This is a genomic window from Micromonospora sp. CNZ297, assembly GCF_007827625.1.
Map to the genome: position 1 here is coordinate 239,233 of NZ_VISU01000003.1, position 24,051 is coordinate 263,283.

General features: G+C 73.1%; 21 protein-coding genes. 10 read left to right on the forward strand and 11 right to left on the reverse strand.

Features of this window, described 5'->3' with window-relative positions:
* Positions 1 to 15: 15 nt before the first annotated feature.
* Positions 16 to 162 (reverse strand): hypothetical protein, encoded by a 147-nt coding sequence (locus tag FB454_RS34800; RefSeq protein WP_013285352.1) that lies wholly within the window; start codon positions 160 to 162, stop codon positions 16 to 18.
* A 94-nt stretch (positions 163 to 256) separates the two neighbouring features.
* Positions 257 to 1,108 (reverse strand): peptidase M23, encoded by an 852-nt coding sequence (locus FB454_RS07405; protein ID WP_114919957.1) that lies wholly within the window; start codon positions 1,106 to 1,108, stop codon positions 257 to 259.
* A gap of 393 nt (positions 1,109 to 1,501) precedes the next feature.
* Between FB454_RS07405 and FB454_RS07410 the strand changes: the two genes are divergently transcribed.
* The 3 genes from FB454_RS07410 to FB454_RS07420 are packed head-to-tail and all read left to right on the forward strand — an operon-like array spanning position 1,502 to position 3,597.
* On the forward strand, positions 1,502 to 2,422 hold the full coding sequence (locus FB454_RS07410; RefSeq protein ID WP_013285350.1) for a proteasome assembly chaperone family protein: 921 nt from the start codon (positions 1,502 to 1,504) through the stop codon (positions 2,420 to 2,422).
* A 37-nt stretch (positions 2,423 to 2,459) separates the two neighbouring features.
* Positions 2,460 to 3,257 carry an exodeoxyribonuclease III gene (locus FB454_RS07415; RefSeq protein WP_013474800.1) on the forward strand — a complete coding sequence of 266 codons (798 nt, stop codon included), beginning with the start codon at positions 2,460 to 2,462 and terminating at the stop codon, positions 3,255 to 3,257.
* 25 nt (positions 3,258 to 3,282) lie between these two features.
* The gene (locus tag FB454_RS07420) at positions 3,283 to 3,597 is read left to right on the forward strand and encodes an antibiotic biosynthesis monooxygenase family protein (protein ID WP_030270374.1); all 315 of its coding nucleotides are present in this window, start codon (positions 3,283 to 3,285) and stop codon (positions 3,595 to 3,597) included.
* A 129-nt stretch (positions 3,598 to 3,726) separates the two neighbouring features.
* Here FB454_RS07420 and FB454_RS07425 read toward each other — a convergent pair whose 3' ends face one another.
* Together FB454_RS07425 and FB454_RS07430 are read right to left on the reverse strand one after the other, a co-directional pair.
* Positions 3,727 to 4,431 (reverse strand): class F sortase, encoded by a 705-nt coding sequence (locus tag FB454_RS07425; protein ID WP_230651898.1) that lies wholly within the window; start codon positions 4,429 to 4,431, stop codon positions 3,727 to 3,729.
* Between the two features lie 314 nt (positions 4,432 to 4,745).
* A complete protein-coding gene (locus FB454_RS07430; protein WP_013285346.1) occupies positions 4,746 to 5,327 on the reverse strand; it encodes a hypothetical protein in 582 nt (193 codons plus the stop codon).
* Between the two features lie 143 nt (positions 5,328 to 5,470).
* On the opposite strand from FB454_RS07430, the gene trmB reads away from it, so the two are divergent.
* Positions 5,471 to 6,097: a tRNA (guanosine(46)-N7)-methyltransferase TrmB gene (gene trmB / locus FB454_RS07435; protein ID WP_221489093.1), complete on the forward strand. Its 627-nt coding sequence runs from the start codon at positions 5,471 to 5,473 to the stop codon at positions 6,095 to 6,097.
* Between the two features lie 47 nt (positions 6,098 to 6,144).
* Complete coding sequence (locus tag FB454_RS07440) at positions 6,145 to 8,649, forward strand: DEAD/DEAH box helicase (RefSeq protein WP_145822694.1); 2,505 nt, start codon at positions 6,145 to 6,147, stop codon at positions 8,647 to 8,649.
* Positions 8,650 to 8,715: 66 nt separating this feature from the next.
* On the opposite strand, the gene FB454_RS07445 is transcribed toward FB454_RS07440, so the two are convergent.
* Complete coding sequence (locus FB454_RS07445) at positions 8,716 to 10,359, reverse strand: peptidase (RefSeq protein WP_145822695.1); 1,644 nt, start codon at positions 10,357 to 10,359, stop codon at positions 8,716 to 8,718.
* 186 nt (positions 10,360 to 10,545) lie between these two features.
* Here FB454_RS07445 and FB454_RS07450 point away from each other — a divergent pair, with 186 nt between their 5' ends.
* Positions 10,546 to 11,193: a hypothetical protein gene (locus FB454_RS07450; RefSeq protein WP_013285342.1), complete on the forward strand. Its 648-nt coding sequence runs from the start codon at positions 10,546 to 10,548 to the stop codon at positions 11,191 to 11,193.
* 331 nt (positions 11,194 to 11,524) lie between these two features.
* Positions 11,525 to 12,784 (forward strand): Nramp family divalent metal transporter, encoded by a 1,260-nt coding sequence (locus tag FB454_RS07455; protein WP_013285341.1) that lies wholly within the window; start codon positions 11,525 to 11,527, stop codon positions 12,782 to 12,784.
* Between the two features lie 55 nt (positions 12,785 to 12,839).
* On the opposite strand, the gene FB454_RS07460 is transcribed toward FB454_RS07455, so the two are convergent.
* From FB454_RS07460 to FB454_RS07475, 4 genes are all read right to left on the reverse strand, one after another.
* A complete protein-coding gene (locus FB454_RS07460; RefSeq protein ID WP_013285340.1) occupies positions 12,840 to 13,784 on the reverse strand; it encodes an ABC transporter substrate-binding protein in 945 nt (314 codons plus the stop codon).
* A gap of 32 nt (positions 13,785 to 13,816) precedes the next feature.
* Positions 13,817 to 14,689 carry an ABC transporter ATP-binding protein gene (locus FB454_RS07465; RefSeq protein ID WP_145822696.1) on the reverse strand — a complete coding sequence of 291 codons (873 nt, stop codon included), beginning with the start codon at positions 14,687 to 14,689 and terminating at the stop codon, positions 13,817 to 13,819.
* On the reverse strand, positions 14,686 to 15,720 hold the full coding sequence (locus tag FB454_RS07470; RefSeq protein WP_240638090.1) for a FecCD family ABC transporter permease: 1,035 nt from the start codon (positions 15,718 to 15,720) through the stop codon (positions 14,686 to 14,688). The genes FB454_RS07465 and FB454_RS07470 overlap by 4 nt, the downstream gene beginning before the upstream one ends.
* A gap of 113 nt (positions 15,721 to 15,833) precedes the next feature.
* Complete coding sequence (locus tag FB454_RS07475) at positions 15,834 to 16,880, reverse strand: FecCD family ABC transporter permease (protein WP_013285337.1); 1,047 nt, start codon at positions 16,878 to 16,880, stop codon at positions 15,834 to 15,836.
* Positions 16,881 to 16,999: 119 nt separating this feature from the next.
* Here FB454_RS07475 and FB454_RS07480 point away from each other — a divergent pair, with 119 nt between their 5' ends.
* Both FB454_RS07480 and FB454_RS07485 read left to right on the forward strand, forming a co-directional pair.
* Complete coding sequence (locus FB454_RS07480) at positions 17,000 to 17,932, forward strand: MerR family transcriptional regulator (protein ID WP_145822697.1); 933 nt, start codon at positions 17,000 to 17,002, stop codon at positions 17,930 to 17,932.
* Between the two features lie 4 nt (positions 17,933 to 17,936).
* Positions 17,937 to 18,296, forward strand: coding sequence for a YciI family protein (locus FB454_RS07485; RefSeq protein WP_013285335.1), 360 nt, complete (start codon positions 17,937 to 17,939; stop codon positions 18,294 to 18,296).
* Between the two features lie 35 nt (positions 18,297 to 18,331).
* On the opposite strand, the gene FB454_RS07490 is transcribed toward FB454_RS07485, so the two are convergent.
* Positions 18,332 to 18,805, reverse strand: a complete 474-nt coding sequence (locus FB454_RS07490; RefSeq protein ID WP_013285334.1) for a cytidine deaminase family protein — start codon at positions 18,803 to 18,805, stop codon at positions 18,332 to 18,334.
* 140 nt (positions 18,806 to 18,945) lie between these two features.
* On the opposite strand from FB454_RS07490, the gene hrpA reads away from it, so the two are divergent.
* Entirely contained in the window at positions 18,946 to 22,941 is a 3,996-nt protein-coding gene (gene hrpA / locus FB454_RS07495) for an ATP-dependent RNA helicase HrpA (protein ID WP_145822698.1), read from the forward strand.
* 158 nt (positions 22,942 to 23,099) lie between these two features.
* On the opposite strand, the gene FB454_RS07500 is transcribed toward hrpA, so the two are convergent.
* Entirely contained in the window at positions 23,100 to 24,029 is a 930-nt protein-coding gene (locus tag FB454_RS07500) for a LysR family transcriptional regulator (protein ID WP_013285332.1), read from the reverse strand.
* Between the last annotated feature and the right edge of the window lie 22 nt (positions 24,030 to 24,051).

Consider the following 24,051-nt stretch of genomic DNA (forward strand, 5'->3'; position numbering starts at 1 on the left):
CGGGGGTGACGCGGGTCAGCGCCGGCGCGACTGCAGCCGGTTCGCGATCTGCCGCAGCCGGGCCTGGTTCTCCGGCTTCGACATCTCACGCCGGCCGCGGTCGACCAGCTGCTGGCCCCGCGGCGACCGCAGGAAGGCGGTGATCCGTTGCATCAGCGACATGAGGGTCCTCCCGTCCCGCGGTCCCCTTCATGTGTACCTGGGACCGGCAAGCCCTTGATACCCGAATCGGCCCTTCGGCAACCACCCGTCCGGGTCAGCCCAGGATCTCGGCCACCACTTCGCCGGCCCGCCACTCGTGCTGGGCGTACGCGTCCGGGAACGCCGAGATCTGCACGGCCTGGGCGGCCACGGAGAGCGGCAGGCTCTGCCAGCCGGGGATCTCCGCCAGCGCGGACAGGAACGCCTTCGTCGCGTACTCCGGGTCCATCAGCTGCTCGACGGTGCCCCAGCCGCTGCTCGGGCGCTGCTGGAACAGCCCGACCGAGTCGTGGTCCCAGCCGATCGCCTGGTGCGGGTAGTTCTGCGACTCGGGCAGCACGCCGCTGGCGTAGTTGAGCAGGGTGCTCTCCTGCATGGCGGTCGCCACCGCGATGACGAGGGCGCGGCGCGGCATGCCCATCTCCTTGCCGGCCTGCACGATCTTCTTCGCGTTGTTCATCTGGGTGCGGTCCAGGCCGGCGACCGGGACGATCTGCCGGACGGTCTTCTTCGGCTTGGGCTTGGCGGTCGCCTTCGGGCTCGCCGTCGCGGACGGGCTGGCGCTGGCGCTGGGGGTGGCGGGGGCGGTGCTCGGCCGGGCCATGGCCCGGGACGCCGGGTCGACCGCGGCACGCTCGGCGACCTCCGCCGAGGGCGCCGGGTCGGCGGCGCGGTCCGGGGCACCGAAGCCGGCCTGGCTGACGCCGACCAGGCCCAGGCAGCAGGCCGCGCCGGTGGCGACCGCCAGCTTCGTCCGGCCGGGCCGGGGGTTCGTGGGTGCCCAGAAGCGGGTACGCCGGACCAGTCCCCGGAGTGTGGCCAACCGATTGGTGGAGGGGGTATCGTCCGAACGGTCAGCCGGGCGGCCGGAGCCGAACGGGTCGTCGAGGTTGCCGTCGTTACGCATCCGACGAGGCTAGGCAGGGCAAACCGGGATCACCCAGGCCCAAAGGGTGGCCCTCGCCACACTTTGGCCGTTCCGAAGCGGACGGCCCATCCCAGTGCGACCCGGCGGACCACGGACCTCGGGAACCGGACCAATCACCCGGCCTGCAACCCGCGCAGCGGCCCGGGCAGGAACGCCGCAGACCTCCCGGTCCCGCCCGATGATCGACTAACTCGTCCGTTCGGGCGATCCGGATATGGGTCGCCGGACCGGTGCGTAGCCGAATCGTGATCATCATCCGGGCATCGGACGTGGCCGTAACGGAATGGACCACCCGCCCCGGTACGTTGGCCGAACCGGGGACGCCGCACGCTCGGCGCTCCCCCGTACGCGTCGACAGGGAGGACCCCACCGGTGCTCGATCCACACGAGCTCTACGAACTCACCGACGAGCTGCCCGAGCTCGGCCAGCCGGTGCTGATCCAGGCGCTCACCGGCTTCGTCGACGCCGGCAACGCCACCCGGCTGGCCCGGGAACAGCTGCTCACCTCGCTCGACGCACGGGTCATCGCCCGCTTCGACGTGGACCAGATCTTCGACTACCGCTCCCGCCGCCCGGTGATGACCTTCGTCGAGGACCACTGGGAGTCCTACGACGCCCCGGCGCTGGAGCTGCACCTGCTGCACGACGACGACGAGACCCCGTTCCTGCTGCTCACCGGCCCCGAGCCGGATCTTCAGTGGGAGCGTTTCGTGGCCGCCGTCGCCGGGCTCAGCGCCCGCCTCGACGTCCGGCTCACAGTCGGGCTCAACTCGATCCCGATGGCGGTGCCGCACACCCGGCCCAGCGGCGTCACCGCGCACGCCACCCGCAAGGAACTGATCGCCGGGCACGAGCCGTGGCTGCAGAAGGTGCAGGTACCGGCCGGCGTCGGTCACCTGCTGGAGTACCGCCTCGGCGAGCAGGGGCGCGACGCCCTCGGCTTCGCCGCGCACGTGCCGCACTACGTGGCCCAGGCCGAGTACCCGGCCGCCGCCGAGGCGCTGCTGTCCGCCGTGTCCCGCAGCACCGGCCTGCTGCTGCCCGTCGAGGCGCTGCGGACCGCCGCCGAGGCGGTCCGGGTGGAGATCGACCGCCAGGTCACCCAGACCGAGGAGGCGGCGACGCTGGTTCAGGCGCTGGAGGAGCAGTACGACACGTTCGCCCGCGGCCGGGGCGAGAAGAGCCTGCTCGCAGGCGAGACCGGGCCGCTGCCCACCGCCGACGAACTCGGCGCCGAGCTGGAACGCTTCCTCGCCGAGCAGACCCGACCCGGCGACACCCCGGAGCGCTGACCGGGCGGGGCAGGCGGGGATGCGGCAGGCTGGGGGCATGCGCCTGGCGACCTGGAACGTCAACTCGGTGAAGGCCCGCCTGCCCCGGCTGCTCGACTGGCTGGCCACCACGAAGCCCGACGTCGTGTGCCTGCAGGAGACCAAGTGCCCCGACGGGGCGTTCCCGGTCGCCGAGGTGGGCGAGCTGGGCTACGAGGTGGCCAGCCACAGCGACGGGCGGTGGAACGGCGTCGCCGTGCTGTCCCGGGTCGGGCTGGCCGACGTGACTGTCGGCTTCCCGGGCGAACCCGGGTTCCCCGAGCCCGAGGCCCGCGCCATCTCGGCCACCTGCGACGAGCTGCGGGTCTGGTCGGTGTACGTGCCGAACGGCCGCGCGCCGGACGACCCGCACTACGCGTACAAGCTGGCCTGGTTCGCGGCGCTGCGCGACGCCCTCGAATCGGAGGTGGCCGGCGCGCTGCCGGTGGCCGTCTGCGGTGACTTCAACGTGGCGCCCACCGACGCCGACGTCTGGGATCCCGCGCTGTTCGTCACCTCCACCCATGTCACCCCGGCCGAGCGGGCCGCGCTGGCCGCGTTGCGTGACCTGGGACTGGAGGACGTGGTGCCGACGCCGATGAAGGGGCCGCACCCGTTCACGTACTGGGACTACCGGGCCGGGATGTTCCACCAGAACAAGGGCATGCGGATCGACCTGGTGTACGCGAGCGCGTCGTTCGCCCGCGCGGTCCGCTCCGCGTACGTGGACCGGGAGGCCCGCAAGGGCAAGGGGCCGTCCGACCACGCCCCGATCGTGGTCGACGCGGACCTGACACCGGCCGTCGAGACGTTCTGAGGGCAGCGCTCGTTAGGGTGGACACATGGCTGTCGTGAAGATCAACGCGATCGACGTCCCGTCCGGCGCCGGCGAGGAGCTGGAGAAGCGGTTCGCGGCCCGGGCCGGCGCGGTGGAGAACTCCCCCGGTTTCCTCGGCTTCGAGCTGCTGCGCCCGGTCGCCGGGGACACCCGCTACTTCGTGTACACGCGCTGGGAGACCGAGGAGGCGTACCAGGCGTGGGCGCAGGGCCCGTCGCGGGCCGCGCACGCCGAGGGCGGCGAACCCCGCAAGCCCGTCGCCACCGGCGCCACCCTGCTGGAGTTCGAGGTCGTCCAGCAGGTCCCCGCCAAACCCTGACCCGCCCTCCCCCGTCCCGCCCCCACTCTCCCCGTCGATCATGAAGTTGACGGCGTTCGCGGTCCGAATTGTCGCCGCCAACCTCATGATCGTCGGAGTGAGGGCGGGAGCGAGAGCGTCGGGCAGCGGTCAGCTCGCCAGGGACGCGAAGACGATCACGTTGTCCTGGTAGCCGGTACGGCCGCCGACCCACTCGCCGCCGCACGTGATCAGGCGCAGCTCGGCCGGGCCCGAGTCGCCGTAGACCCGGGCGGCGGGCAGGTTCGCCTTGTCGAAGTACTCGACGCTGTCCACCTTGAAGGTCACCACGCTGCGGTCGGCGCGCGTCACCTGGATCCGGGCGCCGGGCTTGAGCGAGCGCAGCCGGTAGAAGACGGCCGGCCCGCTCTTGGTGTCGACGTGACCCACGATGATCGCCCGGCCCGGGTCGCCGGGCACCGCTCCCCTGTCGTACCAGCCGGTCTGGTCGTGCTCGGTCAGCGGCGGCACGTCCACCGAGCCGTCCTTCGCCTGCCCGACCGGGGTGACCGGCGCGTTGACCTTGATGGCCGGCACCGCCAGGCGTACCGGCCGGCTCGCCGGCTTCCGGACCGGGGCGGCGGCACTCGCCGGGGCCACCGCGCCCGACCCGTTCGACCGGCTCGACCCGGTGGACGCGTCGGCGAAGTCGAACGGCCCCGCCGTGCGCCCGAGCCCGGCCCCGGTGGCGAACACACCGACCAGCACCAGCACCACTGCCAGCGGCTTCGACCAGGAACCCCGGCCCCGGTCCCGCCCGCCCGGCGACGCCGGTGGCGGTTCGACGGGCGGCGGCCCGGCGGGCCGGGGACGCAGGGCCGGCGGATCGGCCGACGGCGGGTACCACGGTCGCGACGCGGCGGGCGGCGGCATCCACGGCCGCGACCCGGAGACCGGCACGGCCGACGACCCGGTCCCGGCGGCCGGCCTCTCCCCCGAGCGCGGGCCGGTCCGGGGCGCGGCGGCCGGGTCAGCCCTGGAGAACCGGGCGACCTCGGCAGGCGGGCCGGCCCGGGACGGGCGGGCGGCGTCGGTCGGTGGCGCGGCGGGCGGGGGCAGGGCCAGGAACGGCCGGCCGGAGCGCCGTGCTCCGGCGGGCGGCGGAACGAAGTGCTCGGCCATGACCGGCCTCAGCGTCCGGCGGCGCCGCGGGCGTGCCGGCGGGACGCGGCCACGCCGAGCCCGGCGCCGACGACTGTCACCGCCAGCCCGACGGGCACCAGCAGGCCGCCGAGCCCGGGGCCGGCGGTGCCGCCGAATCCGGTCGCCGGGCCACGGCTGGGCAGGTGACTGGGCGGGTGGGTCGGCTGCCGGGTGGGCTGCCCCTGCTTGACCACCTGGAGCATGGTGGAGGCGGTCTCCCCACCCGGGCACTCCAGCTTCACCCGGTAGTTGCCGGGCCGGGTGCGCTCGTGGACCATCGGCGAGGCGGTGAGCAGGCCGCGCTGCGGCTGAACCTGGATCCTGCCGAACGCGTCCGAGGTCACGATCGCCGGCACGGTGTTGTTCCGGCAGCTGGCCCGGATGCCGACGAGGTAGCCGGGCGAGACGGTGCCCGGGGTGACCTCCACGAAGATCACGTCGGCCGGGGGCTGTTCCGGCACCGGCTCGGCGGCGCGCGGCGCGGCCTGGGCGGGCAGCGCGCCGACCAGCGGGGCGGCGCACGCGGCGACCGCGACGAGCAGCGCCTCACGTACCCTGAACGACCCCATGACCCCTCCCGGCGTACGGGATGAATCCTCTCACCCCCGGCCGCACATCACATCCGATCCGGGTCGCGTAGGCTCGGGTCGCTGTGACCCTCCCCGACATCGCCGCCGGCCGCATCCGTACCTTCCATCCGCGTCGCGGACGGATGAGCGAGCGGCAGCGCGACGCGCTCACCCGGCTCTGGCCCGCGTACGGCCTCGAGATCGCCGCCCTCGACGGGCCGTGCGATCCGACGGCGCTGTTCGGACGACGGGCGCCGCTGGTGCTGGAGATCGGCTCCGGCATGGGCGACGCCACCGCCGCGATGGCGGCGGCCGACCGGGACCGACACTATCTGGCGGTCGAGGTCCATACGCCGGGAATCGCCAACCTGCTCGACCTGGTGGAACGCCACGGTCTGGACAACGTGCGGGTGGCCGAGGGCGACGCGCTGGACCTGGTCCGGGCCATGCCGGAGGGCTGCCTGGACGCGGTGCACGTCTTCTTCCCCGACCCGTGGCCGAAGACGCGGCACCACAAGCGGCGGATCATCGCGCCGGCGCACGTGGCGCTGCTGCGGTCCCGGCTGGCTCCGGGCGGCACGCTGCACTGCGCGACCGACTGGGCCGAGTACGCCGAGTCGATGCGCGAGACGCTCACCGCAGACCCGGAGCTGGTCGACGTGTACGGCGGCTACGCGCCCCGTCCGGCGCACCGGCCGGTGACGAAGTTCGAGCGGCGCGCGCTGACCGCGGGCCGGGAGGTCTTCGACCTGATCCACCGGCGGCGCTGAACCCGGTTGGCGCGGCGCGGTGTGATCCAGGCACGATGGGAGCCGCCATGACTCTCACCGCCGCGCTGCCGAAGACCGCCGATCCCGACACCCTCTACGACGCGTTCGCCTCCTGGGCGTCCGAGCGCGGCCTGGACCTCTATCCCCATCAGGAGGAGGCGGTCATCGAGATCGTCTCCGGCGCGAACGTGATCATGAATACGCCGACCGGCTCGGGCAAGAGCCTGGTGGCGATCGCGGCGCACTTCGCGGCGCTGGCCGACGACCGGACGACCTTCTACACCGCGCCGATCAAGGCGCTGGTCTCGGAGAAGTTCTTCGCGCTCTGCGAGGTCTTCGGCGCGGAGAACGTCGGCATGCTCACCGGCGACGCGAGCGTCAACGCGGACGCGCCGATCATCTGCTGCACCGCGGAGATCCTGGCCAACCTGGCGCTGCGCGAGGGCCGCCGCGCCGACGTCGGCCAGGTGGTCATGGACGAGTTCCACTTCTACGCCGAGCCGGACCGCGGCTGGGCCTGGCAGGTGCCGCTGATCGAGCTGCCGCAGGCCCAGTTCGTGCTGATGTCGGCCACGCTCGGCGACACCACCCGCTTCGTCGACGACCTGACCCGGCGCACCGGGCGGCCGACCGCCGTCGTCCGCTCGGCCGAGCGGCCGGTCCCGCTCCTCTTCTCGTACGCGACCACGCCGCTGCACGAGACGCTGGAGGAGCTGCTGGAGACCAAGCAGGCCCCGGTGTACGTCGTGCACTTCACGCAGGCCGCCGCGCTGGAACGTGCCCAGGCGCTGATGAGCGTGAACGTCTGCACCCGCGCCGAGAAGGACATGATCGCGAGCGCGATCGGCAACTTCCGGTTCACCTCCGGCTTCGGCAAGACGCTGTCCCGGCTGGTCCGCCACGGCATCGGCGTGCACCACGCCGGCATGCTCCCGAAGTACCGCCGCCTGGTCGAGACGCTCGCCCAGGCCGGCCTGCTCAAGGTCATCTGCGGTACGGACACGCTCGGCGTCGGCATCAACGTGCCGATCCGTACCGTGCTGTTCACCGGCCTGAGCAAGTACGACGGCACCCGCACCCGGCTGCTCAAGGCCCGCGAGTTCCACCAGATCGCCGGCCGGGCCGGGCGGGCCGGGTTCGACACGCTGGGCCGGGTCGTGGTGCAGGCCCCCGAGCACGTGATCGAGAACGAGAAGGCGCTCGCGAAGGCCGGTGACGACCCGAAGAAGCGCCGCAAGGTGGTGAAGAAGAAGCCGCCGGAGGGCTCGATCGGCTGGGGCGAGCCGACGTTCCAGCGTCTGGTCGAGGCCGAGCCGGAGCCGCTCACCTCCAGCTTCCAGGTCAGCCACTCGATGCTGCTCAACGTGATCGGCCGCCCCGGCGACGCGTTCGCCTCGATGCGGCACCTGCTCACCGACAACCACGAGGACCCGGCCGCGCAGCGCCGGCACATCCGCCGGGCCATCGCCATCTACCGGGCGCTGCGCGCGGGCGGCGTGGTCGAGGAGCTGCCCGAGCCGGACGAGACCGGCCGCCGGGTACGCCTCACCGTCGACCTCCAGCTCGACTTCGCGCTGAACCAGCCGCTGTCACCGCTGGCGCTGGCCACCGTCGAGCTGCTCGACCGGGAGTCGCCGTCGTACGCGCTCGACGTGCTCAGCGTGATCGAGTCGATCCTGGACGACCCCCGCCAGGTACTGTCCGCGCAGCAGTTCAAGGCCCGCGGCGAGGCGGTCGCCGCGATGAAGGCCGAAGGCATCGAGTACGAGGCACGCCTGGAACTGCTCGACGACGTGACCTGGCCCAAGCCGCTGGCGGAGCTGCTGGACTCCGCGTACGAGATGTACCGGCAGGGACACCCCTGGGTGGCCGACCACCAGCTCTCCCCCAAGTCCGTGGTCCGGGACATGTACGAGCGGGCCATGACGTTCCCCGAGTACGTGCAGTTCTACGGGCTGTCCCGGTCCGAGGGGCTGGTGCTGCGGTACCTCGCCGACGCGTACAAGACGCTGCGGCAGACCGTCCCCGAGGACGCGAAGACCGAGGAGCTGGTCGACCTCATCGAGTGGCTGGGCGAGCTGGTCCGCCAGGTCGACTCCAGCCTGATCGACGAGTGGGAGCGGCTGCGCAACCCGTCGGACGTGGCCGAGGTCGCCGCCTCGCTGGACGACCGGCCGCCGGCGGTGACCCGCAACGCGCGGGCGTTCCGGGTGCTGGTGCGCAACGCGATGTTCCGTCGCGTCGAGCTGGCCGCGCTGCGCCGCTGGGACCTGCTCGGCGAGCTGGACGCGGGCGACGGCTGGAACGCCGACGCCTGGGCGGACGCGCTGGAGCCGTACTTCGAGGCGTACGACTCGATCGGGGTGGGGCCGGACGCGCGCGGGCCGGCGCTGCTGATGATCGAGCAGGGCCGCGAGCGGTGGACCGTCCGGCAGATCCTGGACGACCCGGACGGCGACCACGACTGGGGCATCAGCGCCGAGATCGACCTGGCCGCCTCGGACGAGACAGGCGCGGCGGTGGTCCGCGTCACCGACGTCGGCCAGTTGTAGCGGCGTCGGCTGACGTACGCCGCGGGGGCGGAACCGGTCCGGTTCCGCCCCCGCGATCGTGTCCGATCAGTCGCGCGGGGCCTGGAACGCCACGCGACGACGACGGAACACGACGAACAGGACCGCGCCGGCCGCGAGCACGGCGGCGCCGACACCGGCGAGCGTGGCCGCCGGCGCACCGGTGATCGGCAGGCCGCCGCCGGTGCCACCGCTGCCGTCTCCGGAGCCACCGGTGCCCGGGCCGCCGTTGCCGACCGCGACGACGATGTGAGCGGTGTTGTTCTCCGGCTTCGACTCGGTCGAGGACGTGGCGCCGTCGACCACGATCGTGCCGTCGGTACCCGGCGTCGACTTGATCTTCAGCTGGACGGTGGGCTTGATCCGGCCGTAGCCGGAGGCGACGCTCGGGAACTCGCTCTCGAAGCTGCACCGCAGCTTCGCCGACTCGGGCAACGTCGTGCCCGGCTGGCCGTCGGTGTAGCACCACTCGCTGGGCAGCAGGACGGTGCCGCTCGGCGCGGTGATGAGGACACCGGGGCCGCCGCCGTCGGACGGGCCGTGGTTGACGACCTCGTAGGTGAGGTCGACGGTCTGGCCGACCGCCCCCTTCACCGGCGCGGCGGTGACGGCGACGTCGAGGCTGTTCTTCTTGCTCCAGAACCGGAAGTCGGCGTAGTTGTCCGACTCGTCGAGCTCGCGCTCCACGACGGCCTTGCGGGCCTGACCCGCCTTGACCGCCTTGGCGTGCAGCTTCTCGGCGGCGGTGGCGAACGACGGGCCGTTGCCCTTGGTCGCCGCGGCCTTCTTCGCCGTCTCCGCCTCACCGGCCAGCGCGGTGCTGAAGAGGGCGTAGTTCTCGTCCGGGCCCGGCAGGTTGCGGCCGAACGTGATGTTGAACAGCGACTCGCCCGTCTCGTCGTCGAACAGCAGCAGCCCCTCGCCGGGCTTGAGCGTCAGCGGCACCGTGCAGGTGACCTGGCTCGGCCCGTATACGTACGGCGGACCGCTGGCCTTCGGGTAGTAGCCGACGTAGGTGCAGTCGCTGTACCGCTCGACGAAGGTGGCGCCGGTGGGCAGGTCGACCCGGACGGTGAAGTCGGTCGCCGGGCTGTCGCCCTCGTTGAGCACACCGCTGTAGAGCGGGACCCGGTCGCCCTCACCGACCGGCTTGGACTTGTCGTTCAGGTCGTCGGCGGCGGCGACCAGATCGGGGCCCGAGGCGCGGATCGTGACCGGGAAGCTGATCGTGTTGTCGCCGGGGTTGGCGTCGTCCTGTGCGCCGGCGATGGTCACGCCGACCGAACCGGCGTCACCGGGGGTCGCACCGGTGCGGCTGGCCAGCGAGAGCGGATAGATGAGATCGGTCTGGCCGGCCACCAGGCCACCGACGGTGCAGGTGACCTTCCCCGCCGCGAGCTTGCAGGAGTCGTTCCAGTCCGGCACCGAGGCGACCACGTCGGACGACAGCTTGCCCAGGTCGAGCGTGACGGTCACCGCCGTCGCGTCGGCCTGGCCGTAGTTGTAGACGTACATCCCGACCGTGGTGCCACTGTTGTCGATCTCCGCGACGGGGTCGCTGCTGAAGGACACGAACAGGTCGGGCAGTTCGTCGGCGGCGTGCGCCGGGGTCGACGGGGCGAAGAGCGCGGTCGTGGCCAGCAGCGCCGCGGCGGCGGCGAGGCGGGGCCATCGGGCCGTGAGGGATCGCATGGGTACTCCGGGAGAGAGGTGTGGAAGAACCGCACTCTAGGGGACGGATCGATCGCGCGGTGTCCCGTCCGGATCGGCGGGCCGTCGGCGAACGGATCGACAATGCCCCTTTCGCACCCTGGGCGATGTCAGACCCGTCGATTAGAATGTATGTACTAATCGAGCTGCTGACCTGGGAGGATGCTCGTGACTGCGCCCACCTCCGCGACCCCTGTCACCCCCTACGCCACCCTCCTCGGATTCACCCGGTACGTCGACCGCACCGGCCCCACCAAGGCCACCTTCGTCGGCGGGCTGCGCCGGCAGCGGGCCAGCCGGCACGGCTTCAACCCGCACGGCCAGTTCGTCAAGGCGCTCAAGGCCGACGTCGCCTTCCACACCGGCGGTACGCACCTCGCGCAGGTCGCCGACCTGGTCAAGCCGCGCTGGCGACCGCTCTACGAGGCGCTCGTTCCGGGCGCGACCCGCTGGCTGCACTCGCTCGGCGAGCCGGCCGGCGTCGACCTGGCCCAGACGCGCGACGCGCTGGCCATGCTGGGCGACCTGCCCGTGAAGATCAACCCGCAGTTCGGCGTCCGGTACGCCGACGGCCGGGCCGAGGCGATCCGGCTGCACTTCGACGAGGCGCCGCCGAGCGAGGAGACGACGCTGGCCACACTGCACCTGATGGCCCGGCACATGGACGCGGTGCTGCCGCACGCCGAGCCGGTCCTGGTCGACGTGCGGCGCGGCGAGGCGCACCGGATGCCCGCCGACGTCAAGCCCGAGCAGATCGAGCAGTGGCTGGCCGGTGAGGCGGCCGCGTTCCGGGCCATCTGGTCCACCGCCGCCTGACCGGCCGCCGCGGCACGCCATCCGGCGCACCGCGACCACGCCGCCGGACCGCGTACCCGGCGGCGACCGCCGCACCGCCCACCTACCGAACGGCCGCCCCGCCACCCGGGGCGGCCGTTCGTCGTCCCGGGCGGTGCGCCGCACGGCGCCCAACCGGTGGGCGTACAGCGGACGGCATCGTCCCGTGTCTGCTTTCCTCCTCCGGGCTCAGGTTGGTGGCATATATGGGCATCCGTCGGGAACACCCCCGCGTGGCCGCCCTCCCTGACACCCCCCGCCGTTCGCCGTTCGCCATCAGTCGTCCGTCGTTCGCCGTCGTCGAGGAGCAACAGTGGTAACAAACGACTCGTCCGTCGTACCCCCGCTACGGACCGCTCGCACCCCGCGCCCGGTACGTGGCCGGCTCATCCTGCTCGGGCCCGCGTTCGTGGCGGCGGTCGCCTACGTCGACCCCGGCAACTTCGCCACCAACTCCACGGCCGGTGCCCGGTACGGCTACCTGCTGGTCTGGGTGGTCGTGGCGGCGAACCTGGCCGCCATGCTGGTGCAGACGCTCACCGCCAAGCTCGGCCTGGCCACCGGGCGCAGCCTGCCGGAACTGTGCCGGGAACATCTGCCCCGGCCGCTCAACCGGGTCATGTGGGCGCAGGCCGAACTGGTCGCCATGGCCACCGACCTGGCCGAGGTGATCGGCGGGGCGGTCGCGCTGTACCTGCTGTTCGGCGTCCCGCTGCTGCCCGGCGGCCTGATCATCGGCGCCGCCTCGTTCGCCATCCTGGCGCTGCGCGCCAGGGGTTTCCGGACGTTCGAGATCGCCATCGCGGTGCTGCTCGGCGTGATCGTGCTGGCGTTCGCTGTCAACCTGGTCAGCGCACAACCGGACGTGTCCGACGCCGCGGCCGGGCTGCTGCCCCGGATGCAAGGCACCGACAGCATGCTGCTCGCCGCCGGCATCCTCGGCGCGACGGTGATGCCGCACGTCATCTACGTGCACTCGGCGCTGACCCCGAACCGGCTGCCGGCGGAGGGCGAGACGCAGCGGCGCGTCGTCGCCAAGGGCCTGCGGGTCGACGTGCTGATCGCGCTGGGCATCGCCGGCGCGGTCAACCTGGCCATGCTGCTGGTCGCCGCTAGTAGCTTCCACGGCACGTCGATTCCCGGCACCGACACCCTCGAAGGCGTCCACGCCGGGCTCGCCACCACGCTCGGCACGGCGGCGGCGGTCGGCTTCGCGGTCGCCCTGCTCCTGTCCGGGCTCGCCTCCACGAGCGTCGGCACGTACGCCGGCGAGATCATCATGCAGGGCTTCCTGCGCCGCCGGATCCCGCTGCTGGTCCGCCGGATGATCACCCTGCTGCCCGCGCTCGCGGTGCTCGCGATCGGCGTCGACCCGACCCGCGCGCTGGTGCTGTCCCAGGTGGTGCTGAGCTTCGGCATCCCGTTCGCGCTGATTCCGGTGGTGATGTTCACGCGCCGCCGGGACCTGATGGGCAGCCTGGTCAATCGCCGGGCCACCACCGCCGCCGCGGTCGCGATCACGGCGTTCGTGGTGGCGCTCAACGCGTTCCTGCTCTGGCAACTGGCGGCCTGAACACACCCGCGCCCGTCCGGCCGACGACGGCTGGACGGGCGCGGGTGATCGGGGCTCAGGCGGCCAGGTACTTCTCCAGGTCGTCCAGGATCTTGTTGGCGGCGCCCACGCCGATGCCAGTCATCCAGATCTCGTCGGAGACCACGTGCGCCTTGCCGGCCTTGACCGCGGACAGGCCCTTCCACAGCGTGCCGCCGGTGACCTTGGCCTGCTCGGCGGCGGCCTTCTCGCCGTACGCGGTCACGAACACCACGTCGCCGTCGGCCTCGGCGATGCGCTCCGGGCTGACCCGGTCCATCCGCTTGTCCTCCTTGCCGGCGAGCATCTGCCGCTCGGGGCGGCCCAGGCCGGTGTCGCCGACGACGATGCCGGAGAACGAGTCCGGCCCGTACAGGCGGATCTCGGTCGGCATGAAGCGCACGATGGAGACCTTGCGGGACGAGGCGTCGCCGAGCTTCGCGCCGAAGTCCTTCGCCCGCTTCTCGTACTCGGCCAGCAGGTCCTTGGCCTGCTGCTCCTTGCCCAGCGCCGCGCCGTCGAGGAGGAAGTTCTCCTTCCAGGTGACACCCACCTTCTCGGTGAACACGGTCGGGGCGATCTTGGACAGCTCGTCGTAGAACTTCTCCTGGCGGAACTTGCTGCCCAGGATCAGATCCGGGTTGAGCGCGTTGATCGCCTCCAGGTCCGGCTCGGTGAGCACGCCGACCTCGGTGATCCCGGCGAGCTTGTCCGCGCCGAAGTAGGTGGGCCAGCTCTTCGCCTCACCGGCGGTCGCCGCGCCGACCGGGGTGACGCCCAGCGACAGCGCGGTGTCGATCTTGTCGGTGTCGAGCACGACCACGCGCTTCGGCTCGGCGGGCACCTTCGTGGTGCCCATGGAGTGGGTGATCTCCCGGGTCTCCCCGGTGCCGGTACCGGCGACGGGGTCGCTCTCCCCGCAGGCGGTGAGGCCGACGCCGAGAGCGAGGGCGGCGGTGAGTGCGACGGCGAGACGACGCATCAGGTTCCTTTCGGTGGTGCGGGTCGGCGCGCTCAGGCGTCGCCGACGGGGGCGCCGGCCGGAGCCGGCGTGACGGCCGGAACGGCCGAGGTCTGGGCGGATCCGGTCTGGGCGGATCCGGCCTGGGTGAGGGCGGGCACCACGAGCGGGGCGCCGCTGACCGGGCAGGGCACGACCACGCAGTCCAGCCCGAACACGTCGCGGACCAGGTCCGCGGTGAGGATCTCGCGCGGCTTGCCAGCGGCCACCACCGCGCCGTCGCGCATGGCGATCAGGTGGTCGGCGTACCTGGCCGCCTGGTTGAGGTCGTGCAGCACGGCCACCACTGTCCGGCCGCGTTCGGCGCGCAGCCGGTGCAGCAGGTCCAGCACCTCGACCTGGTGGGCCAGGTCGAGGAACGTGGTCGGCTCGTCCAGCAGCAGCGCGTCGGTGTCCTGGGCCAGAGTCATGGCGATCCACACCCGCTGGCGCTGCCCGCCGGAGAGCGTGTCCACCGGGCGGTCGGCGAGCGCGCTGACGTCGGCCAGCCGCATGGCCTCCTCGACCGCCCGTCCGTCCTCGGCCGACCACTGCCGCCACCAGCGCTGGTACGGCTGCCGGCCGCGCCCGACCAGGTCGGCCACGGTGATCCCCTCGGGCACCAGCGGGCTCTGCGGCAGGACGCCGAGCCGCCGGGCCACGTCCCGGGTCGGCAGATCGCGGATCGCCGCGCCGTCGAGCAGCACCGCGCCGCGCCGGGGCGTGAGCAGCCGGGCCATCGTGCGCAGCAGCGTCGACTTGCCGCAGGCGTTCGGGCCGACGATCACGGTGAACGTGTCGGCCGGCAGGTCGAGGTCCAGTCCGTCCAGCACTGTGCGGCCCTCGTAGCCGACGACCAGGTCGCGGGTGGACAGCAGCGCGGTCACGACCGCCTCCCTCGGGTGCGGAGCAGCACGAAGATCAGGTACGGCCCGCCGATCGCCGCGGTGAGCACGCCGGCCGGCAGTTGGGTCGGCGCCAGCAGCCGGCGGGCACCGAGGTCGGCGAGGACCAGCAGCAACGCGCCGAGCAGCGCGGCGCACAGCAGCGGCGGGCGCTCGGCGCGGACCAGCCGGCGGGCCACCTGCGGGGCCACCAGCGCCACGAAGTCGACGGCGCCGACCTGGGCGGTGACCATGGCGGCGGCCAGCACACCGGTACCGGCCAGCCCCATGCGGCGGGCCACCGGCCGCAGGCCGATCCCGCGCGCGGTGTCGTCGTCGAGCGCGCTGCTGCGCAGCGCCCACCCGGCCCAGAGCAGCACCGGCAGCAGGACCGCGAGCATGCCGGCGATCCAGGCCGCCTCGCTCCACCCCTTGCCGGCGAGCGTGCCGATGAGCCAGATCTGCGCGCGCAGCCCGTCGATCGGGTCGGCGGTGAGCATGACCACCTCGATCAGCGCCCGGAACGCGAACGCCACCGCCACACCCGCGAGCACGAACCGCTGGGCCGCCAGGCCGTGCCGGGCGCCGAGCGCGAACACCGCCACCGCGGCGGCCAGGCCGCCGAGCAGCGCCGCCGGCGCCACCAGCACCGCCGCCGCGCCGCTGGTCAGCGCGATCGTCGCGGCCAGCCCGGCGCCCTGCGTGACACCGATGACGTCGGGGCTGGCGAGCGGGTTGCGGGCCACGCTCTGGATCAGCGTGCCGGCGACGCCGAAGGCCGCCCCTGCCACCGCCGCGAGGACCGCGCGAGGCAGTCGCAGGTCGCGTACCACGAGGTCGTACGGGGTGCCGGCGCCGGAGAGCGACCGCACCACGTCCACCGGGGCGACGTACGGCGTACCCAGCGACAGGCTGACCACCACCGCGACGCACAGCAGCACGAACAGCACCGCCGCCACCACAAGGGGCCGCCACCGGAACGGCACCACCACCGCCCCGACCCGCAGCACTCCACGCCCCCGTGGCCGTCGCACCCCACCCCGTTGATCTTGCACTTCGGGCCCCTCGGGTGACCGGAATGCCCCTTCCGCCGGGGCAGCAAGTGCAAGATCGCGGGAGCCGGGGGTGGGGGTGGGGGCGGGGGTGGTCATGTCGTCACCGTCTTGGCTCGGTGGACCAGGAAGGCCAGGAGCGGGGCGCCGAGCAGGGCGGTGATGATGCCGGCCGGGATCTCGCCGGGCGGGGCGACGAGGCGGCCGGCCACGTCGGCGGCGAGCAGCAGCGCGGGGCCGAGCAGCGCGGCGACCAGGAGCGTCCACCGCTGGTCCGCGCCCACCAGCGCCCGGGCCAGGTGCGGCACGGCCAGCCCGACGAAGGCGATCGGCCCGGCGGCGGCCACCGCCGCACCGGTGAGCAGCACGCCACCGGCCCCGGCGGCGAGCCGGACCAGTGCGACCCGGTGCCCGAGTCCCCGGGCCACGTCGTCGCCGAGGGCGAGCGCGTCCAGACCGCGGGCGGCCAGCGCGGCCAGCAGCACCCCGGCCACCACGAACGGCAGCACCTGCCCGGCCACGCCGACGCCCCGGCCGGTCAGCCCACCGACCACCCAGAAGCGGTACTCCTCGAACGTGCGGGCGTCGATGCTGAGCAGCGCGTACACGATGGCGCCGAGACCGGCGTCGAGGGCCGCGCCGACGAGCGCGAGGGTGACCGGGCTGGCGCCCTCGCGGGTGCGGTTGGCGATGGCGAACACGAGCAGCCCGGCGAGCAGTGCGCCGGCGATGCCGAACCAGACGTACCCGGCGAGCGTGCCCACCCCGAACACGGCGATGGCCAGCACCACACCGAACGACGCCCCGGCGCTGATGCCGAGGATGCGCGGCTCGGCCAGCGGGTTGCGGGTCACCGCCTGGAACAGCACCCCGGCCAGCGCCAGCGCCAGGCCGACGACGAGCCCGAGGGCGGTACGCGGCAGCCGCAGTTCCCGGACCACTGTGGTGGCGTCTCCGCCGTCCGGGGACACGAGCGCGTGCCACACCTGGTCGACGGGGAGATGGCGGCTGCCGAGCGCGAGGCTGGCCAGCAGCGCCAGCAGGAGCAGGAGCGCCGCCGCCACGGTGACCGCGACGCGGCGGACGGTGCCGCGGCGGACGGGAGTCCCGGCCCGCGCGGGCCGGACGGCGACGGTGGTCACGAGGGGGCTTCGCCTTCCGATTAGGTGCGCCTTACCTTAGCTGACCTGGTAAGGCGTACCTAAGCGGGCACTGTCGATGGGGTTGCGCCTCCACCGGGGGGAGGCGCGATGGTGGGCGCATGGACGGTGCGGAGCGCTACTCGATCGGTGACCTGGCCCGGCGGACCGGGCTGCCGGTGAAGACCATCCGGTTCTGGTCCGACCGCGGCGTCGTGCCGCCCACCGACCGGGGACCGGCCGGCCACCGCCGCTACGACGCGGCGGCGGTGGCCCGGCTCGACCTGGTACGGACGTTGCGCGAGCTGGGCGTGGACCTGCCCACCGTGCGCCGGGTGGTGGCGCGGGAGGTCAGCCTGGCCGAGGTCGCCTCGGCGCACGCGGACGCGTTGACCGCGCAGATCCGCCTGCTGCGGTCACGCCGCGCGGTGCTGACGGTGATCGCCCGGCGCGGGGCCTCCCCGTCCGAGGCCGACCTGCTGCACCGGCTGGCCGGCCTGGCCGCGCGGGAGCGGCGGCGGCTGGTCGACGAGTTCCTCGACGCGGCGTTCGGCGGCCTGACCGATCCGGGGTTCGCGGGGATCAGGCGGTCGCTCACGCCGGAACTGCCCGACGATCCGGACGACGGCCAGATCGAGGCGTGGGTGGAGCTGGCCGAGCTGGCCCTGGACCCGGGATTCCGGGCCGGGCTGCGCCGGCTGGCCGAGCAGCACGCGGCGGACCGGGAAGGCGCCGAGGGCGTACGCCGGGACGTGGTCGCCGTGGTCCGGGAGGAGGTGGCCCCGGCGCTCGCCGACGGCATCGAGCCGGCCTCGCCCGACGCCGATCCGATCCTGGACCGGGCGGCGGGCCGGTACGCGCGGCTCTGCGGCCGCTCGGACGACGCCGACCTGCGCCGGCGGATGCTGGACCGGTTGCGGACCGCGAGCGACCCTCGCCGGGAGCGGTACCTGGAGCTGCTCTCCGTGGTCAACGGGTGGCCACCGGCCGAGAGCCTGGCGCCGGTGCTGGACTGGTCGATCCGGGCACTGCGCGCCCGGCAGCACCTAGCCTGAGGACATGCGATTCGACAGGCACACGGTGGTGCTCCTGGTCCGCCCGGACGACGCGCCGGACCTGCCGCAGGACGCCCTCGACCGGATCCAGGACGCCCACCTGGCGCACCAGGCCGGGCTGGTGGAGCAGGGCGCGGTGCTGGCGGCGGGGCCGTTCCTGGACGGCGACGACGGGCGCGTCCGCGGTTTCGTGGTGCTGTCGGTGGACCCGCAGATGGCCCGTGAGCTGTACGCGAACGACCCGGCGGTCCGCGCGGGACGACTCGTCGCGCAGGTCAGTAGCTGGATGGTGCCGGAGGGCCAGGTCCGCTTCGAGCAGGTGCCGGTCCCCCGCTCGATGCTGGAGGCAGCGGCCGGCGACTGAGTGTCGCGGCCGGCAGCGCCCGGAGCGGGGCGCGGTCAGTCCTCCGGGGCCTGCCGGCTGCCCGGCACCACAGGCGTCGGCCACACCCCGGCGCGGGCGGCCACCGGCACCTCGACCTGCTGGTCGGCCCAGACGTACGTCTCGGGCAGCAGGTCGGTGATCGGGATCGCGCGCAGCCCGTCGGGCGGGCCGACGATCACCTTGATCGACGGGAAGTAGTCGAGCAGCACCTGACGGCAGCGTCCGCACGGCGGCAGGACGCCCCGGCCGCGGTCCCCCACCGCGACGATCGCCTCCAGCTCGCCCGCGCCCTGGGTCGCGGCGGCACCGAGTGCGACCACCTCGGCGCACGGGCCGCCGGTGAAGTGGTAGACGTTCACGCCGCTGAACACCCGGCCGTCGGTGCTGCGTACGGCGGCGGCGACTGTGTGGTTGTCGCTGCGGCAGCGCAGCTTCGCGACGGCGGTGGCGGCCTGCACGAGCGCCCGGTCGGTGTCCCGCATGATCATCCCCGCCCCTCGTCGGCCTCGTCCGTCGGCCTCGTCGGCGGCAACTTTATCCGGCGGGGACGGCCGCACCAGGGAGGGCACGCCCAGCGCCGGTAACCCGGGGGCGGTCCGCCGCGCGGCTGCCTATCCTTGGCGACGACATGCAGAATCCAGCCGTACCCGCCGCCCCTGAGACCGCCCGCGACCTGCACCGCCGCCTCGCCCCCCTGATGTTCCGCGATCAGCGCCGGATCCAGCGGCGGCTCGACGGCGTGCGCCGGCTGCGCGACCCGCAGCGGCGGGAGGCGGCGCTGGCCGAGATCGGGGCCGAGGTGACCCGGGCCGAGGCGCGGCTGGAGTCGCGCCGCGCGGCCGTCCCGGCGATCACCTACCCGCCGCAGTTGCCGGTCAGCGAGCGCAAGGACGACATCGCCGCCGCGATCCGCGACCACCAGGTGGTGATCGTGGCCGGTGAGACCGGCTCCGGGAAGACGACCCAGCTCCCCAAGATCTGCCTGGAGCTGGGGCGCGGGATCACCGGCCTGATCGGGCACACCCAGCCCCGCCGGCTGGCGGCCCGCACGGTCGCCGACCGGATCGCCGACGAACTCGGCACCGAGCTGGGCGACGTGGTCGGCTACAAGGTGCGCTTCACCGATCAGGTGGGCGACAACAGCCTGGTCAAGCTGATGACCGACGGCATCCTGCTGGCCGAGTTGCAGACCGACCGGATGCTGCGGCAGTACGACACGCTGATCATCGACGAGGCGCACGAGCGCAGCCTCAACATCGACTTCATCCTCGGCTATCTCAGGCAGCTCCTGCCCCGACGGCCCGACCTCAAGGTCGTCATCACCTCGGCCACCATCGAAACCGACCGGTTCGCGAAGCACTTCGCCGACGCCGAGGGCAACCCGGCGCCGGTGGTCGAGGTGTCCGGGCGCACGTACCCGGTGGAGGTCCGCTACCGGCCGCTGGTCGAGGTCACGGAGGCCGACGAGGAGGACGAGGCCGACGAGGAGAACGTCCGGGACCAGATCCAGGCCATCGGCGACGCGGTCGAGGAGCTGGCCGCCGAGGGGCCCGGCGACATCCTGGTGTTCCTCAGCGGCGAGCGGGAGATCCGGGACACCGCCGACGCGCTGGGCAAGCTGGTGCAGTCCAAGCGGTCGCTGCTCGGCACCGAGATCCTGCCGCTGTACGCCCGGCTGTCCACCGCCGAGCAGCACCGGGTCTTCGCCGCGCACTCCAACCGCCGGGTGGTGCTGGCCACGAACGTCGCGGAGACCTCGCTGACGGTGCCCGGCATCAAGTACGTGGTGGACCCGGGCACCGCCCGGATCTCCCGCTACTCCAGCCGGCTCAAGGTGCAGCGGCTGCCGATCGAGCCGGTCTCGCAGGCCAGCGCCAACCAGCGCAAGGGCCGCTGCGGGCGTACCTCGGACGGCATCTGCATCCGCCTCTACGACGAGCAGGACTTCGACTCCCGCCCCGAGTTCACCGACCCGGAGATCCTGCGGACCAACCTGGCCTCGGTCATCCTCCAGATGACCTCGATCGGGCTCGGCGACGTCGCGGCGTTCCCGTTCATCGACCCGCCGGACCGGCGCAACGTCACCGACGGCGTGAACCTGCTGCACGAGCTGGGTGCGCTCGACCCGGCCGAGACCGACCCGGCGAAGCGGCTCACCGCGCTGGGCCGGCGGCTGGCCCAGCTCCCGGTCGACCCCCGGCTGGCCCGGATGGTCCTCGAAGGCGAGCGCAACGGCTGCGCCACCGAGGTCGTGGTGATCGCCGCCGCGCTGTCCATCCAGGATCCCCGGGAACGCCCGGCCGACAAGCAGGCCCAGGCCGACCAGGCGCACGCCCGGTTCGCCGACAAGGAGTCCGATTTCGTCGCGTACCTGAACCTGTGGCGCTACCTGCGGGAGAAGCAGCGGGAGCTGTCGTCCAGCGCGTTCCGCCGGATGTGCAAGGCCGAATACCTCAACTACCTCCGGGTACGCGAGTGGCAGGACATCGTCAGCCAGTTGCGCCAGGTACTGCGTACCTCCGACAAGGGTGAGGGCCGACGCGGCGCCGGCGCCGACCTGCCGGAGGAGATCGACACCCCGAAGGTGCACCAGTCGCTGCTGCCCGGCCTGCTGTCGCACCTCGGCCTCAAGGACGCGCAGAAGCACGAATACCTGGGCGCTCGGGGCGCGAAGTTCGCGATCTTCCCCGGGTCGGCGCTGTTCAGGAAGCCGCCGCGCTGGGTGATGGCGGCCGAGCTGGTGGAGACGTCCCGGCTGTGGGGGCGGGTGGCCGGGCGGGTCGAGCCGGAGTGGGTCGAGCCGCTGGCCCAGCACCTGGTGAAGCGCAGCTACAGCGAGCCGCACTGGGAGAAGAAGCAGGCCGCGGTGATGGCCTACGAGAAGGTCACGCTGTACGGCATCCCGATCGTCACCTCCCGAAAGGTGAACTTCGGGCGGATCGACGCAGGTCTGAGCCGGGAGCTGTTCATCAGGCACGCCCTGGTCGAGGGCGACTGGCAGACCCACCACCAGTTCTGGCGGGACAACCAGAAGCTGCTGACCGAGATCGAGGAGCTGGAGAACCGGGCCCGGCGTCGCGACATCCTGGTCGACGACGAGACCATCTTCGCCTTCTACGACCAGCGGATCCCCGCCGACGTGGTCTCCGGACGGCACTTCGACTCGTGGTGGAAGAAGACCCGCCGGGAGCGGCCCGACCTGCTCACGTTCACCCGCGAGCTGCTCGTCAACGACGGCCGGGGCGGGGTGGACGAGGAGGACTTCCCGGACCAGTGGCGGGCCGACGGCGTGACGCTGCCGCTGACGTACACGTTCGACCCGACCGCGCCCACCGACGGCGTCACTGTGGACATCCCGCTGCCGCTGCTCAACCAGGTGCCGGCGGAGAGCTTCGACTGGCAGGTGCCGGGGCTGCGCGAGGAGCTGGTGATCGCGCTGATCCGGTCGCTGCCCAAGCCGGTACGGCGCAACTTCGTGCCGGTGCCCGACTACGCGCGCGCCGCGCTCGCCGCGATCACACCGGGCGAGGAGCCGCTGTTGGCCGCGCTGACCCGGCAGCTGCGCCGGATGACCGGGGTGACGGTCCCGGCCGACGCGTGGGACCTCGGCAGGCTGCCGCCGCACCTGCGGGTCACGTTCCGGGTGCTCGGCGACGACGACAAGCCGGTCGCCGAGGGCAAGGACCTGCCGGCGCTGCAACGCGAGCTGCGCCAGGAGGTACGCCAGGTCGTGGCCGCCGCCGCGCCCGACGTCGCCCGGACCGGGCTGACCGAGTGGTCGATCGGCGCGCTGCCGCGCACCATCGAGCAGGTACGCGCAGGCTTCGCGGTGACCGCGTACCCGGCGCTGGTGGACGAGGGCGCGACGGTCGGGGTGAAGGTGTTCGACTCCGCCGCCGAGCAGGAGGCCGCGCACTGGGCGGGCACCCGGCGGCTGCTGCGGCTGACGATGCCGTCACCGGCGAAGTTCCTCCAGGGGCGGCTGAGCAACGAGGCGAAGCTGGCGCTGTCCCGCAACCCGCACGGCAGCGTGCCGGACCTGATCGAGGACGCGGCCGGCGCGGCGATCGACAAGCTGATCGGCGACGCGGGCGGCCCGGCCTGGGACGCCGAGGGCTTCGCCGTGCTGCGCGACAAGGTCCGCGCCGACCTGGTGGACACCGTGGTCGAGATCATGGAGCGGGTACGCCGGGTGCTCGCTTCCGCGTACGCGGTGGAGCAGCGGCTCGGCGCCACCCGCAACCTCGCCGTGGTGGCCGCGCTGGCCGACATCCGCAACCAGCTCACCGGCCTGGTGCACAAGGGTTTCATCACCGAGACGGGGTACGCGCGCCTGCCCGACCTGCTGCGCTACCTGACCGCGATCGAGCGGCGGCTGGACCGGTTGCCGGGCAACCCGCAGCGGGACAAGCAGCAGCAGGACCGCGTCGCCGTGGTGCAGAAGGAGTACCGGGACATGCTGGCCGCGCTGCCCCCGCCGCGACGTGCCTCGGCGGCGGTCCGCCAGATCCGCTGGATGATCGAGGAGCTGCGGGTGAACGTCTTCGCCCAGGCCCTGGGAACCCCCTACCCCGTCTCGGAGCAGCGAATCTACCGAGCCATGGACGACGCCGAGGGCCGCTGACCCACCCCGCCCGCCGCCCCCGCCCTCGCCCTCGCCCTCGCCCTCGCCCTCGCCCTCGTCGATCTTGCACTTGGTGCCCCCGCGCAGTGGCATTCGCACCTTTCGCCGGGGCCGAAAGTGCAAGATCGCGCGGGAGAGGGGCGGCGGGAGAGGGGCGGTCAGAGGGGCTCTACGCCTGGGGGGAGTTCGGCGGTGGCGGTGGCGTCGTGGACGTACTCCAGGAGGATGCGGCGCAGCTCGCGCCCGGCGTGGGTGGGCACCACGTCGCGGCGGCGGGCCACCGCGATGGTCCGGCGGACGCCGGGCGGGACGAGCCGGGTGACCCGGATGCCGGCGCGGCGGGCCACCACGATGCCGGGCACCAGCGCGACGCCGAGCCCGGCCTCGACGAAGCTGAGCACGGCGTCCATCTCCCCGCCGTCGACGGACAGGGTCGGCTCGAACCCGGCCGCCCGGCACGCCTGGAGCGTGGCGTCGCGCAGGTCGTAGCCCTCGCGGAACATGACGAGCGGCTGGTCGCGCAGGTCGGTGATGCGTAACTCCCCGGCCTCCGAGGCGCCCGGCAGCGGGTCGACCGAGGCGACCACCAGGCTCTCCCGCAGGATCGGGTCGGCGCGCAGCCCCGGGTCGGTGCCGGCCGACGGCATGATGATCAGGGCGAGGTCGAGGTCGCCGCGGAGCAGGTCCCGGACGAGGTCCTGCGAGCCGCCCTCCTCCACGCGCAGGTCGATCGTGGGGTGCGCGTCGCGGAACCGGCGCAGCACCGGCGGGGCGAGCGAGGTGGCGAGGCTGGGGGTGGCGCCGAGCCGGACCCGGCCCCGGCGCAGCCCCACCAGTTCCTGCACCTCGCGGGTGGCGGTCTCCACGTCGGCGAGGATCCGCTTGGCCAGCGGCAGCAGCACCTCACCTGCCGCGGTCAGTGTGATGTTGCCCCTTACCCGTTCGAACAGCGGGGCCCCCAGGTCGGTCTCCAGCGCGTGAATTTGCTTACTCAACGAGGGCTGGGTTATGCCGACAAGATCGGCCGCCTGGGTGAAATGTCGTACTTCGGCGACCGCCACGAAGTACCGAAGCTGATGGAGCTGCATCTACATAGCCTACGGCTATCAA

Coding starts and splice junctions, on each gene's coding strand:
- FB454_RS07485 (WP_013285335.1), top strand. CDS start 17,937: ATGCGATTCGACAGGCACACGGTGGTGCTCCTGGTCCGCCCGGACGAC.
- FB454_RS07420 (WP_030270374.1), top strand. CDS start 3,283: ATGGCTGTCGTGAAGATCAACGCGATCGACGTCCCGTCCGGCGCCGGC.
- FB454_RS07405 (WP_114919957.1), bottom strand. CDS start 1,108: ATGCGTAACGACGGCAACCTCGACGACCCGTTCGGCTCCGGCCGCCCG.
- FB454_RS07500 (WP_013285332.1), bottom strand. CDS start 24,029: ATGCAGCTCCATCAGCTTCGGTACTTCGTGGCGGTCGCCGAAGTACGA.
- FB454_RS07480 (WP_145822697.1), top strand. CDS start 17,000: ATGGACGGTGCGGAGCGCTACTCGATCGGTGACCTGGCCCGGCGGACC.
- FB454_RS34800 (WP_013285352.1), bottom strand. CDS start 162: ATGTCGCTGATGCAACGGATCACCGCCTTCCTGCGGTCGCCGCGGGGC.
- FB454_RS07415 (WP_013474800.1), top strand. CDS start 2,460: ATGCGCCTGGCGACCTGGAACGTCAACTCGGTGAAGGCCCGCCTGCCC.
- trmB (WP_221489093.1), top strand. CDS start 5,471: ATGAGCGAGCGGCAGCGCGACGCGCTCACCCGGCTCTGGCCCGCGTAC.
- hrpA (WP_145822698.1), top strand. CDS start 18,946: ATGCAGAATCCAGCCGTACCCGCCGCCCCTGAGACCGCCCGCGACCTG.
- FB454_RS07440 (WP_145822694.1), top strand. CDS start 6,145: ATGACTCTCACCGCCGCGCTGCCGAAGACCGCCGATCCCGACACCCTC.
- FB454_RS07445 (WP_145822695.1), bottom strand. CDS start 10,359: ATGCGATCCCTCACGGCCCGATGGCCCCGCCTCGCCGCCGCCGCGGCG.
- FB454_RS07430 (WP_013285346.1), bottom strand. CDS start 5,327: ATGGGGTCGTTCAGGGTACGTGAGGCGCTGCTCGTCGCGGTCGCCGCG.
- FB454_RS07460 (WP_013285340.1), bottom strand. CDS start 13,784: ATGCGTCGTCTCGCCGTCGCACTCACCGCCGCCCTCGCTCTCGGCGTC.
- FB454_RS07490 (WP_013285334.1), bottom strand. CDS start 18,805: ATGATCATGCGGGACACCGACCGGGCGCTCGTGCAGGCCGCCACCGCC.